A 14,730-nucleotide genomic window follows, 5' to 3' on the forward strand; every position below is an offset into this window, starting at 1 on the left:
CACAAGCCTCGGCCGCGACGGTCGATCCCGGCCGATGCTAGACAGTGTGACATACACCCAAAACCCGTGATACCACCCGACACAGTCGCCGTGGCCGATGAAAAAGGATTAACCACCCGCCCCGAATCCTTTCGAGTATGAACGTACTCGTGACGGATCCGATCGCGGATGCGGGCCTCGATCGGCTCCGGGACGCGGGCCATACCGTGGAGACGGCCTACGACATCGAGGGCGGCGACGCGCTCGTCGAGGCGATCGAGGGAGTCAACGCCCTGATCGTCCGGTCGGGGACCGAGGTCTCCCGGGAGGTCTTCGAGGCGGCCGACGATCTGGTCATCGTCGGCCGGGCGGGGATCGGCGTCGACAACATCGACATCGACGCCGCGACCGACCACGGCGTCATCGTGGCGAACGCGCCGGAGGGCAACGTCCGCGCCGCCGCCGAGCACACGGTCGCGATGACCTTCGCGGTCGCGCGCTCGATCCCGCAGGCGCACGGCCGCCTGAAGGACGGCGAGTGGGCGAAAGGCGAGTTCCTCGGGTCCGAGGTGAACAACAAGACGCTCACGATCGTCGGCCTCGGCCGCGTCGGCCAGGAGGTCGCCAAGCGGCTCGACTCGCTCGGGATGGATCTGGTCGTCTACGACCCCTACATCTCCGAGGAGCGCGCCGAGCGAATGGGCGCCGAGCTCGTGGAGGACCTCCACGACGCGCTGGCGGCCGGCGACTTCGCGACGATCCACACCCCGCTGTTGCCCGAGACCGAGGGAATGATCGGCGAGGAGGAGCTCGCCCAGCTCGAGGGGGGCTACCTCATCAACTGCGCCCGCGGCGGGATCGTCGACGAGGACGCCCTCGCGGCGGCCGTCGACGACGGCACGCTCGCCGGGGCGGCGCTCGACTCGTTCGCGACCGAGCCGCTCCCGGCCGACTCGCCGCTGCTCGACGTCGAGGACGTCGTCGTGACCCCGCATCTCGGCGCCGCGACCGAGGCTGCCCAGGAGAACGTCGCGACCGACACCGCCGACGCGGTGATCGCGGCGTTCAACGACGAGCCGGTCATCAACGCGCTCAACGCGCCCTCGGTCGACGAGAGCGCGTTCCCGCGCATCGAGCCGTACATCGACCTCGCCGAGACGGCCGGGAAGGTCGCCGCCCAGCTGCTCGAGGGGCGCATCACTGAGATCGAGGTGACCTACGAGGGCGACATCGCCGCCGAGGAGGTGGACCTGGTCACCGCCTCCGCGCTCAAGGGCGTCTTCGAGCCGCTGGAGTGGCAGGTCAACGCGGTGAACGCCCCGCAGCTGGCCGAGGACCGCGGGATCGACGTCGTCGAATCGAAGAGCCGCCAGAGCGAGGACTTCCAGAGCATCGTCCGGGTCACCGTCCACAACGGCGACGAGGCGCTCGCGGTCGAGGGGACGCTGTTCGCCGGCGACGACCCGCGGATCGTCCGGATCGACGGGTTCCGCGTCGACGCGGTCCCCTACGGCCACATGCTCGTCGCCCGGAACGCGGACACGCCGGGCGTCATCGGCCTCATCGGGACCGTCCTGGGCGACCACGACGTGAACATCGCCGGGATGTTCAACGCCCGCGAGGTCCACGGCGGCGAGGCGATCACGGTGTACAACCTCGACCAGGAGGTCCCGGACGCGGCGGTCGAGGAGCTGCTTGCCGACGACCGGATCATCTCGGTGACGGAGATCACCCTCGACGCGGCGAACGGGCGCGAGGAGTAGGCGACGAGCCCGGGAAATGGGCGGCGACGAACCCGTCGTGAATCGCCGGGACCCGTCGCGAGAAAGAGGCTGCGACGGTGCAGTCGGGTCCTTTTAACCGTCAGTCCGCGAGCAGCTCGAGCACGGCGTCGACGTCGTTGGCGACCGGCTCGGGGTCGTTGCCGGCCTCGTAGGCGGCGTCGGGGTCCTTCAAGAGGTGGCCGGTCGTCAGGCAGACGACGCGCTCGTCGGCGTCGACGACGCCCTCGCGGCGGAGCTTTCGCAGGCCGGCGACGCTGGCCGCGGATGCGGGTTCGACGCCGATGCCCTCGTTGGCGAGCGCGCGCTGTGCGTCGGTGATCGCCTCGTCGGAGACGGCGACGGCGGTGCCGCCGGTGTTCCGAATGCCGGGCAACGCCTTCGGCGCGTTGACCGGGTTGCCGATCCGGATCGCGGTCGCGCGCGTCTCGACGTCCTCCCACCGGCGGATCTCGTCGGCATCCTCCTCGACCGCCTCGACCATCGGGGCGGCGCCGGCGGCCTGGACGCCGGTGAGCTTCGGGACGTCGTCGACGTCGAGCGCGCCCGACCGGACGAGCTCCCGAAACGCCTTATAAAGCGCCGCGGTGTTGCCGGCGTTGCCGACCGGCAGGACGATCCGGTCCGGGTACGTGCCGTGGTCGGCGTGGAAGGCCTCGAGGATCTCGAAGCCGATCGTCTTCTGACCCTCGAGCCGGAACGGGTTCAGCGAGTTGAGCAGGTAGGCCTCGCCGCGGGCGGCAAGCTCCTGGACGATGTCGAGGCAGGCGTCGAAGTTGCCGTCGACCTCGAGGATCCGCGCGCCGTGGAGGCTGGCCTGCGCGACCTTCCCGGCCGCGACCTTGCCTGCCGGCAGGAGGACCAGCGTCTCGAGGTCCGCCCGGCCGCCGTAGGCGGCGAGCGCGGCGGAGGTGTTGCCCGTGGAGGCGCACGCGAGCGCGCCGACGCCGAGCTCCTCGGCGACGCGGACGCCGACGGTCATCCCGCGGTCCTTGAACGAGCCCGTGGGGTTCATCCCCTCGTGTTTGATCCGGAGCGTCTCGACGCCGACGTCGGCCTCGAGCCGCGGCGCCTCGTGGAGCGGGGTATCCCCCTCCGGCAGGGTGACGCCGAGGTCGAACGGGAGCGCCTCCCGGTAGCGCCAGACGCCGCGGTCGGGCCCGTCCGTGGACGCGCCGTCGCCGAAGTCCTCGAAGGTCGGCGGGGTCTCGTACCGAGCCTCCAGCAGGCTCTCGCAGTCGTCGCAGGTGTAGCGGACGTCCTCGAAGGGGGCGAACGTGGAGCCGCACGCGATGCAGGCGAGCCACACCCCGTCGTCGGCGCACTCCGGGGCGTCCGGCGCGGACGTGTCGAGATCGAGCGTCATCGTTTCAGGGTTACCCCGCCGAGGTAAAAGGTGGACGGTCCGGGCGGCCGGCGGTGACCCCGGACCGCGGCGCAGGGGTCCTCGAGGGCAGCGACGCTGCGGGGATCCTCGAGGGCAGCGATGCCGCGGGGGTCCTCGAGGACAGCGACGCCGCGGGCGGCTCAGGTCGTGGTCGACTTCGACTCGTCCTCGGTCTCGGGGAGATCGACGCCCTCGGCCGCCTCCAGGTTGGCGGTCTCCTTCTCGGCGGCGACGTGCCACCGGTCGACCGTGGACTCGTACTCGGCGAGGATCTCCGAGACCTCCGCCTTCAGGTCGTCGTCGTTGACGTTCACCTCGAAGACGAACTCCTCGTCGGCCTCGCCGCGCCCGACGCGCTGGATGTTGGCGCTGATCAGCTCGTTGTCGAAGTAGTAGGGCGCGAGCTGGGTCATCACGTTCCGGTAGACGGTGTCCTCGACCTTCCGGATCGCCTTCCGGCCGGCGGAGTCGGCGGCGCGCGCGACGTGTTCGATCGACTCGCCCCACCGGTCGATCGCCCCCTCGTTGTCCCCCGCCTCGACCTTCTCGTAGGACTCCGAGAGCTTCTCGCCGGCGGTCTTCATGTCCTCGCTCGCGGTCTTGCCTGCCTTCTCCCCCTCGCCCTTACTCACGGACGCCTGCTCGGCCGTCTTCGCGGAGACGTCCTCGTCGATCCGCTCGTGGGTTCGCGGGCGCCACTCGTCCCACTCGTGGAAGGCGTCGTCGTTGACGCCCGCCTCCCGGAGCGCCTGCGTGATCTTCTCGCCGTGTTCGACCATATCCCCCCAGTCCCCGCGGACCTTGAACCCGGAGATGCTCTCTTCCATCGGTTGGCCGAGGCGTACGTAACGGAGGCGTAAAGCCTCTCCGACGCCGCGGGACCGGATCCGCCGGCGGGTTTTTGGTGGTCGCCACGGAGGAAGGTCGTATGGGCTATCGCGTCGTCGATCCCGATTCGGTCGAACCGGCCCCGGACCGACCGTGCGAGATGCGCGGGCTGACGGAGCCGGCGGGGCTCTCGGAGTTCGCGATGAACCGCTATCGCGCGGCGCCGGGCGAGCAGATCCCGCTGGCGTATCACTACCACGAGGAGCAGGAGGAGGCGTTCTACGTGCTCTCCGGCGAGCTGGCCGTCGAGACGCCGGGTGAAACCTACGAGGTGCCAGCCGGGCAGGTGTTCGCCGTCGATCCGGGCGACCCCCAGCGCGCGTACAATCCCGCGGACGCCGAGGAGGCGGTCGAGGTGCTCGCGATCGGGGCGCCGCAAACGACGGGCGACGCCAAGCCGTACGAGTCGGCCGAATCCGACGGGGTTGAGAGGCTGACCGAGTGACTCGGGACCGACGAACGGGGCGGATCGACGCCGCGTCGTTGGACGCCGGACCGGACGTCAGGCGGCGTCGTCGTCGCCGTTCCCGGGAGCGTGCGCCTCGTCGTGTCTGGAGTCCCACACGAACCAGAGCATCACGAGCGTCATCCCCGCGATGGCGACGCCGGACACGATCGTCGCGGCCGTAATGAGCGTCTGCATACCTCCGGATCCGCCGGCGATATAAATCAACGTGTCGGCTTCGGTCGATCGGAATCGCGAACCGATCGGGGAGTCGAACCGTGTCGATTTTGCCCCGCCGGGGCGAGGATCGACGGGATTCTTGACCGTCGAGCGCGACCGCTTCGACGATGAATCTCTACGACGCGTGCAAGCCGGCGCTGTTCGCGCTCCCGCCGGAGACGGCACACCGGGCGACCCACCGGCTGTTGCGGACGGTCCAGGGAACCCCGGTGACGGAGCTCCTCCGGCGGCGGTACGTCGTCGCGGACGACCGGCTCCGGACCACGGCGTTCGGCTGCTCGTTCCCGAATCCGGTCGGCGTCGCGGCGGGGTTCGACAAGAACGCCGAGATCCCGCGCGCCCTGGCCGCGCTCGGGTTCGGTCACGTCGAGGTCGGCGGCGTCACCGCGGAGCGGCAGCCGGGGAATCCCCGGCCACGGATGTTCCGACTCCGGGCGGACGAGGCGCTCATCAATCGGATGGGATTCAACAACCAGGGCGCCGACCGCGTCGGCGAGCGGCTCGCGACCGAACCGCTGCCGGACGTCCCGGTCGGGATCAACATCGGGAAGTCGAAGTCGACGCCGCTGGCGGAGGCCCCGGCCGACTACCGGTACACCTACGAGCGCGTCGCCGACGCCGGCGACTACTTCGTGGTCAACGTCTCGAGCCCGAACACGCCGGGACTCCGGTCGCTGCAGAACCGGGACGCCCTCGAGTCGATCCTCGGAGAGCTGGTCGACGCGGGCGCCGATCCCCTGCTCGTGAAGCTCTCGCCGGACCTGCCGCGGCCCGCCGTCGAGGAGGCGTTGGCCGTCGTCGACGACCTCGACCTGGACGGCGTGATCGCGACCAACACGACGACGGAGCGGCCCGACTCCCTACGAAGCCCGCAGCGCGCCGAACGCGGCGGTCTCTCCGGGAAGCCGATCGAGGAAACCGCGACCGACCTGATCCGGTTCATCGCCGAGCGGACCGACGCGCCGATCGTCGGCGTGGGCGGGGTCGACGATGCGGCCGGCGCCTACGGGAAGATCCGCGCCGGCGCGTCGGTCGTCCAGCTGTACACCGGGTTGATTTATAAGGGTCCGAGCATCGCCCGCGACATCAACGCGGGACTCCTCGAGCTGCTCGAGCGCGACGGGTTCGAGTCGATCGAGGCGGCGGTTGGTGCGGACCTGCGTAAATAAGTAAGTATGTTAGATATACGACTATAAATCTATTAAACCAGATTTAATATATTTTCAAAGGGGCATACTGACCGATCCTGGGAAGTCATCGGATCCCGATCTGTGATCGCATCAACCTCCAGCCGTCCTCGATAAAAATCAAGGTTAGGGGATGCGTACCGGTAGTCGATCGGCCTCGAAGCGGATCTCGATCCGCCTCCGAATCCACGATGGTGAACTGGATCGCCCATCCACGATCGTACATCCGTATGTTTTGAATATGTTCGAGTAATACCAATATAAATGAACGTGCTGTTTTGGAAACAGTGGAAAACGGATCATTCAATGAGAACGTGATTAGATCCACCGTCTCGTACCGAATTCCCATTAAACATCAATTAAACATATTACTTTGTATATTTATATGAATGAATCAGGACGGGCCCGCGTGCTCGGATCGGTCCGGGACCGCCGACCGGTCCTCGAACCGGTCGGCCGAACGGCGAATTCCTCCGAATGAGGGTGCAACCGACGCACAGACGGTCGCTCGCCGTGAATCCGCTCAATCGCCCCGAACGAAGGTGACGGGGCTGGGTGCGTTCAGGATGACCTCCTGGGCCGTGGAGCCGAAGACCGCCTTCCCGGTCGGGGAGCGCTTGCGGCCGCCCACGACGATGAGGTCGGCGTCCGCGTCCTCCGCGAGCTCGACGATGCGTTCGCCGTGGCTGCCGACCGACCCGCGGACGTCGGTCGAGACGCCGGCGTCCGCGAGCCGTTGGTCCAGCTTGCGAACGATCGTCGACCGGCGAGCCACGTCGTCGGGGTTCGGAACGCCGGGAATGTCGAGCCGGTCGAGGATGGTGTCGTACTCGTCCTCGGTGAACACGTGGGCGATCGTGACCGTCGCGTCCGCGGGGCCGGCGATGTCGGTCGCGGTCGACACGAGCTCGTCGACGCGGTCGTCGTCCGACGGTCCGACGGCCAACAGAAGCGTCTCGAGTGCCATACCGGACGTGGCGGTGGACGGCGCGTAAACGTTTCGGTCCGACCGATCAGACTTTCGCCGCGAGCCGGTCCGCGACGTGTTCGCCGTACGGAAGCGAACAGGTCAGCCCGGGGGAGACGGCGTTGAGGACGTGGACCGCGTCGTCCGTCTCGATCGAGAGCGGGTCCTTGACCAGCTCGCCGTCGGCGCTGACCAGCTGGGCGCGGATCCCCGCGTAGCTTTTCTGCAGATCCTCGCCGCGAACCTCCGGGACGAGGCGTTGCGACGCCTTCGTGAACGCGCGCTTCCGGTAGGACTTGTTCAGCTCCGCGGCCGCGACCGACAGCATCGTCCGGGACGCGATGAGCTTTCGGAACCCCTCGTAGGAGAGCGTCTCGTACAGCTCCCCGGGATCGACGTCGGTGTTCTCGTAGGCCTCGCGGCCGAACGCGAGGACAGCGTTCGGCCCCACGATCACCTTCCCGTCGGTCCGGCGGGTGTAGTGGACGCCGAGGAAGGGCAGCTCCGGATCCGGGGTCGGGTAGATCATCGTTTGACACAGGTCCGTCTTCTCGGGCACGAGCTCGTAGTACTCGCCGCGGAACGGGATCACCTGGTAGTCCTCCCCGACGCCGACCTGGTGGGCCAGCGTGTCCGCGTGGAGCCCCGCCGCGTTGACGAGGTAGTCGGCCTCGACGTCGCTGTTGCTCGTCCGGATGCGGTAGCCCGTCCCCGAGCGATGGATCGCCGAGACCTCGTGTCCCAGATACAGCTCGACCCCCGCCTGCTGGATCTCACGGCCCAGCGTGTAGACGTACTGCTGGGAGTCGACGGAGGCGGCCTCGGGCGCGTACAGCGCCGCCTGGCCGGCGGCGTGCGGCTCGTGGTCGCGGATCGCCGCCTGCGAGCCGAGCAGCTCGTATTCGACGCCGTTCGCCTCCGCCTGGGCGGCCAGCTCGTCGAGATAGGCCTCCTCGCGGTCGGTGGTCGCGACCACGAGCACCCCGCACTCCTCACACGGGATGTCGTGTTCCGCGCAGTACTCCTTCATCCGGCGCGTGCCCGCGGTGGCGAACTCCGCCTTCACCGAGTCGGGCGGATAGTTGAACCCGGGGTGTAACACGCCGGAGTTGCGCCCGCTCTGGTGTTCCGCGAGGTGATACTCCTTCTCCAGAACGCAGACGTCGAGGTCGGTGCCCTCGGCGAGATGTTTCGCCGTGGAGAGCCCCACGCAACCGCCGCCGACGATCGCCACATCGTGATGTACCATCGGTGACCGGGTATGGGGGGCGGGTAGAAAAACCCACGCACCGACGGCGAGTGGACGACCGGTCAATAGCCCAGCGACCACGGATGGACGACCGGTCAATAGCCGAGATCGAGGACGTAGTTGACCACCAGCGCCGCCAGCACGACCCCGAGGAACGCTGCGAGGATCATAAACGCCGCAGCCCACCCGACCGTATCGGCGAGGAATCCGGTGGTGACGGAGCCGAACGAACTGCCCACGAGGTAGACGGTGCGAACGAGCCCAAAGCCCATCCCTTGCTCGCGCTCGGACAGCTCGTCGACGAGCCGGGGTTCGACCGTGACCGCCATCCCGAGCCCGATGCCGATCAGCACGACCGCGACCGCGATCCCGACGATCCCGGGCGCGAGGACGAACGACGCCATCCCGAGCACGCTCGTCAAGAGGCTGACGCCGACGCCGAGATCGCGGTCGTAGGCGTCCGAGAGCGCGCCGAGCGCGGGCTTGACCGCGGCCTGGACGACGAAGTACGACGAGAAGACGAGGCCGGCCGTCGTCGCCGACAGGCCGCGCTCGGCGATGAGGAAGGTGGGCAGAAACGACGCCGCCCCCTGCCAGACGAACGCGCCGGCCGCCGCGATCACGGCGGTGAAGGCGACCGTCGGCCGCGAGAGCAGGTCGATCGCCGGGGCGATCCTGATACGGTCACGCATCGGTTGGTCGGGACGCTCCGGCTCGGTCTCACGCACGAACAGCGCGAACGCGGCGAATGCAGGGATGGCGATCACGGCGCCGATCGCGACCGCCGGTCGCCAGCCGTATCGGGCGCCGACCCAGGCGGCCACGGCGGGCGCGACGAGCCCGCCGGCGGGTGCGCCGATCGTGTGGACCCCGATCGCCGTCCCGATGTCGTCGTAGGTTCGGGAAAGCAGCGTCGTCGCGGTGCTGTAGTGGAGTCCCGCGACGGCGCCCAGCAGGATCACGGCGGCGATGAAGACGACGTAGATCGGCGCGGTGGCGACGAGCAGGCTCAACAGGCCCGTCCCGCCGACCGCCACGAGGATGACGCGGCGTTCACCGTAGCGGTCGCCGAGGATCCCGCTGGGGTACTGCGAGAGCGCGTAGGCCATCCACATCCCCGTCAGCGCGCCGCCGATGACGGTGTTCGAGACCCCGAAGGACGCGGTGATCCGCGGGACGACCGGACTGATCGCGAGCCGGCCGACCATCGTGGCGAAGAACGCGACGGTGCACAACGAGAGGACGGTGTGTCGATAGTGCCAACGCATAGCGAAGGGGATCAGCGGACGCCGCGGTCGATCGTGGCGGTCTCTCGGCGCACGGTCGCGTTAGCCGACCGCTGTCACTTCAAGCTACGTGTACCGGACGACCGTGCTGCGTGTGGCCGTCGATCCGACGGTCCGACGTGCTGCGTGTCCCTTTCGATCTCGACGGTTCGGTCGTGACCGCGACTCACGAAACGGTGATCTGGTCGTCGGTGGCGGCGACGATCGCCTCGTAGTACTCCGCGGCCCGTTCGGCGTCGGCCTCGGAGAGCTCGACGAGGGGTTCACGAACCGGTCCGCCGTAGAGCCCGGCGAGCTCCATTCCGCGTTTGACCGCCGGCACGTTGTTGGCGGCGGACAGCTCGTTGTCGGCACCCGCCTCCGCGCGGAGGGTCTCGTAGGGACGAAGCAGGTCGCGGAGCTCCCGGGCGCGGTCCCACCGTTCGGCCTCCAGCGCGTCCATCAGTGCGAGCACCTGCTCGGGGACGAAGTTCCCGATCCCGGTGGTGAACCCCTCGGCGCCCTCGACCGCGAAGGCGGGCGCGAAGCGCTCCGCGATGCCGTTCGACCAGACGACGTCGGCGTCGATCGTCGCAACCGCCTCGGAGAACCCCTCCACGTCGTTGACCGCGTACTTGACCCCGACGACGTTCTCATACTGGGCGATCTCGGCGAGCAGATCGCGCGTGAGCTCGGGTCCGCGTTTATAAATGACGACGCCGAGGTCCGTCGCTTCGACTATCTTCCGGTAGTATTCGACCAGCCCGACCTGGTGCTGGTAGGTGTGGTCGGGATGCATCACCAGGATCGCGTCGGCGCCGGCGTCGGCGTAGGCGTCGGCGAGGTCGATCGCCGTTTTGGTGCTGCCGCCGACGCCGCCGATCACCGTCGCCTCCTCGCCGACCGCGTCGACCACGGTCTCCACGACCGCGACCCGCTCGGCGTCGGTCAGCGAGTAGTACTCCCCGGTGTTGCCACACGGAATCAGCACGCGCCCGCCGGCGTCGACGACGTGCCGCACGTTGGCCGCGAGCGCGTCGTGGCGGATCGATTCACCGTGCTCGTCGAACGGCGTCGGGTTGGTGAACGCTACGCCTCGAAGGTCGGATCGAATGCGCTGATGCTGCACGAGTGTGGTACACTCAGTCCCATATGATAAACGTTCTGACCTGGGTGGCACACGGCCCGATCCCGTGGGGTCGCCGCTTCGGCGCCGATTTTCGCCTGTGGGGAACTCGACCGTCGAACGGGGGCCAACCGGTGGATGCGTCGCGTCGTCGCTCGAACCCCGGCGCCGTGCCGCGACCGACGGGGGGAATGGGAGACCGCCGCCGGTCGAGATCGGCGATGCAGGCGATCGGATTACAAACCTATAACTGTCATTGGTGATTCCCGAGAGCGGAACGAAACGAGGACGTCCGCGACCGCCGCGCGAGTCGCGGACGGCGTGACCGGAGTGATCCCGGCGCGGTTCCTCGATCATTTCCGTTCCCGCCTCAGGAACGTTCGGGAAGACGGAACGCGATCGAGCGGGCGGACGGCGACTCGACCCGGCGAACGCGGCGCAGCGCCGAGCGGAGCGGTATCGTTAAGACCGACCGCTCGTATGGCCGGACGAATGCGCACCGTTGATCCGGATTCGCTCGAGGCGTTCGCACAGGTCGCGATCGAGGAGTGTGGAGCACCCGCCGAGACCGCCGCAACCGTCGCCCGGTCCCTCGTCTCGTCCGATCTCGTCGGGCACTCCTCCCACGGCGTCGTCAGGTTGCCCTACTACGCGTCCCAGATCGAGGAGGGGTCGCTCGACCCGGCCGCGCTGCCGACGGTCGAGGAAGCCGGGCTCATCCACCGGATCGACGGCGGCGGCGCCTTCGGCCAGGTGACCGGCCGGCGGGCGGTCGAGCTGCTGACCGAGACGACGGCGGAGCACGGCGTCGGCGTCGTCGGGATCCGGAACTCGGGCCATCTGGGCCGGATCGGCGAGTGGGCCGAGCAGGTCGCCGAGGAGGGGTATCTCTTCGCCTCGTGGGTCAACCTCCAGGGCGGCGCTCAGCGGATCGCGCCCCCGGGAACCGCCGACAGGCGGCTCGGGACGAACCCGATCACGTTCGCCGTGCCGAGCTACGGCGCGCTGCCGTTCGATCTGCTTTACGACGGAGCGACCAGCCAGGTGGCACACGGCAAGATCATCGAGCGGGACGGGTCGGGGGAGCAACTCCCGCCGGAGTGGACGATCACCGAGACGGGCGAGCCGGTCACGCACGCGGCAGAGTTCGAGGACCACATCGGTGCACTGCTGCCGCTGGGCGGGACCGAAACCGGTCACAAGGGGTTCGGGCTGGCGACGATGGCGGAGCTGTTCGCCTCCCTGGTCGGCGGTGGCCCCGTCTCCACCGAGGAGGAGCAGGGATGGGCCGGCAACGGCGCCGCCTTCGTCGCCATCGATCCGACGGCCCTCTCGAGCCGCGAGGAGATGGCACGAAAGGTCTCTGACCTGGTCCGGTTCCTGCGGTCGGCCGAACCGATCGAGCCGGACGACGAGGTCCTGCTGCCGGGCGAGCCCGAACACCGGATCGCGCGGGAACGGCGGGCCGAAGGGATCCCGGTCGAGGAGGCCGTGATCGAGAACCTCCGCAAGGTCGCCGCGGATCACGACGTGCAGGGCGCGCTTCCCGAGGCGCTGCGGTGAGGTTTCGGGGTCGCCGGTCGGTCGCGCGGTGAGCCATCCGGTGGCCCGTTTCGCGTCGGCCTAACGGGTTCCGCGAACAGGTGGGTTTATATACTCCCCGTCGATCGTTTCGGTATGCGGATCACCGACGTGGGAGGGTATGCCCTCTCATCGCCGATCGAACCGGTACAGACGCGATCGTTCTACGGCGGCCGTCGCCGGCTGTTGAAACGCGACGTGGTGCTCGTGGTCGTCGAGACGGCGGCCGGCGAGATCGGGTTCGCCCCCGCGGGCGCCAGCAGCTCCGCGATGCGGGAGTACTTCGAGGGCGACTCGCAGGCCACCTTCGCCGACCTCGTGGAGGGGGAGGTCGCCGACGCCCTCGAGGGCGAGACGCTGGACGAGGTCACCGACGCGCACGACCTGATCGACGCGACCGACCTCCCGGAGCGAGTCAAAACGGAGGCCGTCTCGGCGGTCGACGTCGCGCTCTACGACCTGAAAGGCAAGCGGCAGGGCGCGCCGATCCACGAGCTGCTGTGTGCGGAGTACGACACGGAGCCGACGACCGAACTCCCGATGTACGCCAGCGCCGGGATGTACATGGAGCCGGCGGGCTACGCCGACCAGGCGCGGATCATCGACGACCTCGGCTTCTTCGGGTATAAATACCGGCCGGGGATCGGTCCGGACGGGGACGTCGAGACCATCGACCGGCTCGCGGAGGCGGTCACCGAGACCGAGGTGATGGTCGACGCCCACACCTGGTGGAAGCTCGACGACGACGTCTACGACGCCGCGACCCGGGCCGAGATCGTCGAACACGCCGGCGACCGCGACGTCTACTGGGTCGAGGAGCCCGTCGAGCCGGACGACTACGACGGCTACCGCGACCTGGCCGGGCGGGGCGTCAAGTTGGCCGGCGGCGAGAGCGAGGAGTCGCCGGCCGGGCTGATCGAGCTCGCCGAGACGGACGCCGTCGGGTTCCTCCAGGGCGACGTCCGCCATCACCGCGGCTACACCGGCTGTGCGGCGGCCATCGAGCACTGTCGGGGACGCGACGTCGAGTTCGTGCCCCACAACTTCGGCACGTGGCTCGGGCTGGTCGCGAACGCCCACCTGGTCGCGGCGGCGCCGGAGGTCCGGCTGCTCGAGTACCCCGTCTTCGAGGACGATCCCGCGCTGGATCACCCCGAGGACCCCGGCATGTACCCCTTCGAACTGGCCTTCGATATCATCGAGGAGACGGTCGACGTCGATGACGGCCAGCTCACCGTCCCCGACGGTCCCGGGCTGGGCGTGACCGTCGATATGGACGTCATCGAGGAGTATCCGCCCACGGAGGGCGCCTGGACGGAGTTCATCTACGACTAGGCGACAGCGAGTCGTCCGGCGATATCGTTGAGCGGGACCGTATCATCGAGTCGGGCGATGCCGGCAAGTCGAATCGTGTCATCGAGGCGGGCGATGCCGTCGAGGTGGACGATTTTTGCGGCGTCGATCGACGATCGAGCCGAAGAATATCCGCGTTTCCATTTAAATGCTGTCGCGCGGGCGTGATCGTGAATTACGGCGCCGGCCGCGACCCGCCGAGCCTCAGTCGTCGGCGACCCGCGTGAGGCCGCGGAGGTACCCCGCCGTGAAGCCGCGACCGCGGTGGCCCCAGTCGGTGTCGTCCCGCACCGTCGGCACGTGGTCGGGGATCACGATCCCCTCGAAGCCGCCGTCGACGAGGGACCGCATCACCTCGAGCTCGTCGTAGTTGCCGCAGTCGACGAACGTCTCGTTGAACGACTCCGCGAGCCCCTCGACGTCCCGGAAGTGGACGAAGGTGATGTCGCCCGCCTCGCCGAACTCGCGGACGACGTCGACGACGTCGGCGCCCATCTCGGAGAAGCAGCCGAGACAGAGCTTGAGCCCGTGGTTGTCGCTCGGGACCGTCCGCATCGCGCGGCGGAAGCTCTCCACGTTCCGGAAGAGCCGCGGAATGCCGCCGATCTCCTCGATGCTCGGCGGGTCGATCGGATGGAGCGCGAGCGTGACGCCCGCCGCCTCGGCGACCGGCAGGATCTCCTCGAGGAACCGCTCGTAGTTCTCCCACAGCTCGTCCTCGGTGTACTCGCGGTCGAGCGCCGGGTCGCCGGCGTTCTCGACGTCGTCGAGGTCGAAGCTGGTGGCCTCCGCGTCGCCGCGGATCGGGACCGTCCCGGTCCGCATCGGCACGACCCCTCGCGGGTTCCACTGGTAGCCGAGTATCGGCAACCCGGCCTCGCCCATGTTCCGAAGCAGCTGCTTGATCGCCGCGATCTGTTCGTCGCGTCCCTCGCGGTCGAACTTGATGTCGCCGTAGCAGTTGTAACCCAGCGTGTGGATCCCGGCGAGGTCGACGCCGTACTCCGCGCAGGCGTCACCGAGCTCCTCGAGGTACGCGACCGACGGAACGTCCTCGGGGCCGAGCGGGAGCCGGCGGTCCGTCTCCGTGCGGTCGCTCTCGTCGACGAAGACGTCGCCGCCCGTCCCCCCGCCCGGTTCGGTCGGGTTGATGAAGACGTCGGTCACGCCGAGCTGGCGGATGTACTGGAGCCGTTCGTCCGAGAGGGTGTTGGTCCGGAAGCCGACGCGCACACCGTCGTCTCGATCGCTCATATTCAGGCGTGCTTCGAGGACGCATATC

Annotated in this window: 13 protein-coding genes; 5 read left to right on the top strand and 8 right to left on the bottom strand. The window is 68.6% G+C overall.

Annotation, left to right across the window (positions count from 1 at the left end):
* The first annotated feature begins 137 nt into the window (after window positions 1-137).
* A complete protein-coding gene (gene serA, locus BLV25_RS12640) occupies window positions 138-1,742 on the top strand; it encodes a phosphoglycerate dehydrogenase (RefSeq protein WP_039401172.1) in 1,605 nt (534 codons plus the stop codon).
* A gap of 100 nt (window positions 1,743-1,842) precedes the next feature.
* Here the strand turns inward: serA and thrC are convergent, their stop codons facing one another.
* The gene (thrC, locus tag BLV25_RS12645; RefSeq protein ID WP_092733881.1) at window positions 1,843-3,126 is read right to left on the bottom strand and encodes a threonine synthase; all 1,284 of its coding nucleotides are present in this window, start codon (window positions 3,124-3,126) and stop codon (window positions 1,843-1,845) included.
* Window positions 3,127-3,287: 161 nt separating this feature from the next.
* On the bottom strand, window positions 3,288-3,974 hold the full coding sequence (locus BLV25_RS12650; RefSeq protein WP_021074484.1) for a DUF5828 family protein: 687 nt from the start codon (window positions 3,972-3,974) through the stop codon (window positions 3,288-3,290).
* A gap of 101 nt (window positions 3,975-4,075) precedes the next feature.
* On the opposite strand from BLV25_RS12650, the gene BLV25_RS12655 reads away from it, so the two are divergent.
* Entirely contained in the window at window positions 4,076-4,480 is a 405-nt protein-coding gene (locus BLV25_RS12655) for a cupin domain-containing protein (protein ID WP_092733884.1), read from the top strand.
* Window positions 4,481-4,537: 57 nt separating this feature from the next.
* Here BLV25_RS12655 and BLV25_RS17490 read toward each other — a convergent pair whose 3' ends face one another.
* Window positions 4,538-4,678: a hypothetical protein gene (locus BLV25_RS17490; RefSeq protein ID WP_021074486.1), complete on the bottom strand. Its 141-nt coding sequence runs from the start codon at window positions 4,676-4,678 to the stop codon at window positions 4,538-4,540.
* Window positions 4,679-4,827: 149 nt separating this feature from the next.
* Between BLV25_RS17490 and BLV25_RS12660 the strand changes: the two genes are divergently transcribed.
* A complete protein-coding gene (locus BLV25_RS12660) occupies window positions 4,828-5,889 on the top strand; it encodes a quinone-dependent dihydroorotate dehydrogenase (RefSeq protein ID WP_092733887.1) in 1,062 nt (353 codons plus the stop codon).
* 541 nt (window positions 5,890-6,430) lie between these two features.
* Here the strand turns inward: BLV25_RS12660 and BLV25_RS12665 are convergent.
* The 4 genes from BLV25_RS12665 to BLV25_RS12680 form a co-directional block, all read right to left on the bottom strand.
* A complete protein-coding gene (locus tag BLV25_RS12665) occupies window positions 6,431-6,874 on the bottom strand; it encodes a universal stress protein (protein WP_092733890.1) in 444 nt (147 codons plus the stop codon).
* Window positions 6,875-6,920: 46 nt separating this feature from the next.
* Window positions 6,921-8,123, bottom strand: coding sequence for an L-2-hydroxyglutarate oxidase (gene lhgO, locus BLV25_RS12670; RefSeq protein ID WP_092733893.1), 1,203 nt, complete (start codon window positions 8,121-8,123; stop codon window positions 6,921-6,923).
* Between the two features lie 95 nt (window positions 8,124-8,218).
* Window positions 8,219-9,391, bottom strand: coding sequence for an MFS transporter (locus BLV25_RS12675; RefSeq protein WP_092733896.1), 1,173 nt, complete (start codon window positions 9,389-9,391; stop codon window positions 8,219-8,221).
* Between the two features lie 184 nt (window positions 9,392-9,575).
* A complete protein-coding gene (locus BLV25_RS12680; RefSeq protein ID WP_256335727.1) occupies window positions 9,576-10,517 on the bottom strand; it encodes a dihydrodipicolinate synthase family protein in 942 nt (313 codons plus the stop codon).
* Window positions 10,518-11,006: 489 nt separating this feature from the next.
* On the opposite strand from BLV25_RS12680, the gene BLV25_RS12685 reads away from it, so the two are divergent.
* Window positions 11,007-12,077 (top strand): Ldh family oxidoreductase, encoded by a 1,071-nt coding sequence (locus tag BLV25_RS12685; protein WP_176819496.1) that lies wholly within the window; start codon window positions 11,007-11,009, stop codon window positions 12,075-12,077.
* Window positions 12,078-12,191: 114 nt separating this feature from the next.
* Window positions 12,192-13,430: a mandelate racemase/muconate lactonizing enzyme family protein gene (locus BLV25_RS12690; protein WP_092733903.1), complete on the top strand. Its 1,239-nt coding sequence runs from the start codon at window positions 12,192-12,194 to the stop codon at window positions 13,428-13,430.
* 222 nt (window positions 13,431-13,652) lie between these two features.
* Here the strand turns inward: BLV25_RS12690 and BLV25_RS12695 are convergent, their stop codons facing one another.
* A complete protein-coding gene (locus BLV25_RS12695; RefSeq protein ID WP_092733906.1) occupies window positions 13,653-14,702 on the bottom strand; it encodes a mannonate dehydratase in 1,050 nt (349 codons plus the stop codon).
* Window positions 14,703-14,730: the final 28 nt, after the last annotated feature.

The sequence above is a fragment of the Halopenitus persicus genome, from assembly GCF_900107205.1.
Taxonomy (GTDB): domain Archaea; phylum Halobacteriota; class Halobacteria; order Halobacteriales; family Haloferacaceae; genus Halopenitus; species Halopenitus persicus.

Coding starts and splice junctions, on each gene's coding strand:
- serA (WP_039401172.1), top strand. CDS start 138: ATGAACGTACTCGTGACGGATCCGATCGCGGATGCGGGCCTCGATCGG.
- thrC (WP_092733881.1), bottom strand. CDS start 3,126: ATGACGCTCGATCTCGACACGTCCGCGCCGGACGCCCCGGAGTGCGCC.
- BLV25_RS12650 (WP_021074484.1), bottom strand. CDS start 3,974: ATGGAAGAGAGCATCTCCGGGTTCAAGGTCCGCGGGGACTGGGGGGAT.
- BLV25_RS12655 (WP_092733884.1), top strand. CDS start 4,076: ATGGGCTATCGCGTCGTCGATCCCGATTCGGTCGAACCGGCCCCGGAC.
- BLV25_RS17490 (WP_021074486.1), bottom strand. CDS start 4,678: ATGCAGACGCTCATTACGGCCGCGACGATCGTGTCCGGCGTCGCCATC.
- BLV25_RS12660 (WP_092733887.1), top strand. CDS start 4,828: ATGAATCTCTACGACGCGTGCAAGCCGGCGCTGTTCGCGCTCCCGCCG.
- BLV25_RS12665 (WP_092733890.1), bottom strand. CDS start 6,874: ATGGCACTCGAGACGCTTCTGTTGGCCGTCGGACCGTCGGACGACGAC.
- lhgO (WP_092733893.1), bottom strand. CDS start 8,123: ATGGTACATCACGATGTGGCGATCGTCGGCGGCGGTTGCGTGGGGCTC.
- BLV25_RS12675 (WP_092733896.1), bottom strand. CDS start 9,391: ATGCGTTGGCACTATCGACACACCGTCCTCTCGTTGTGCACCGTCGCG.
- BLV25_RS12685 (WP_176819496.1), top strand. CDS start 11,007: ATGCGCACCGTTGATCCGGATTCGCTCGAGGCGTTCGCACAGGTCGCG.
- BLV25_RS12690 (WP_092733903.1), top strand. CDS start 12,192: ATGCGGATCACCGACGTGGGAGGGTATGCCCTCTCATCGCCGATCGAA.
- BLV25_RS12695 (WP_092733906.1), bottom strand. CDS start 14,702: ATGAGCGATCGAGACGACGGTGTGCGCGTCGGCTTCCGGACCAACACC.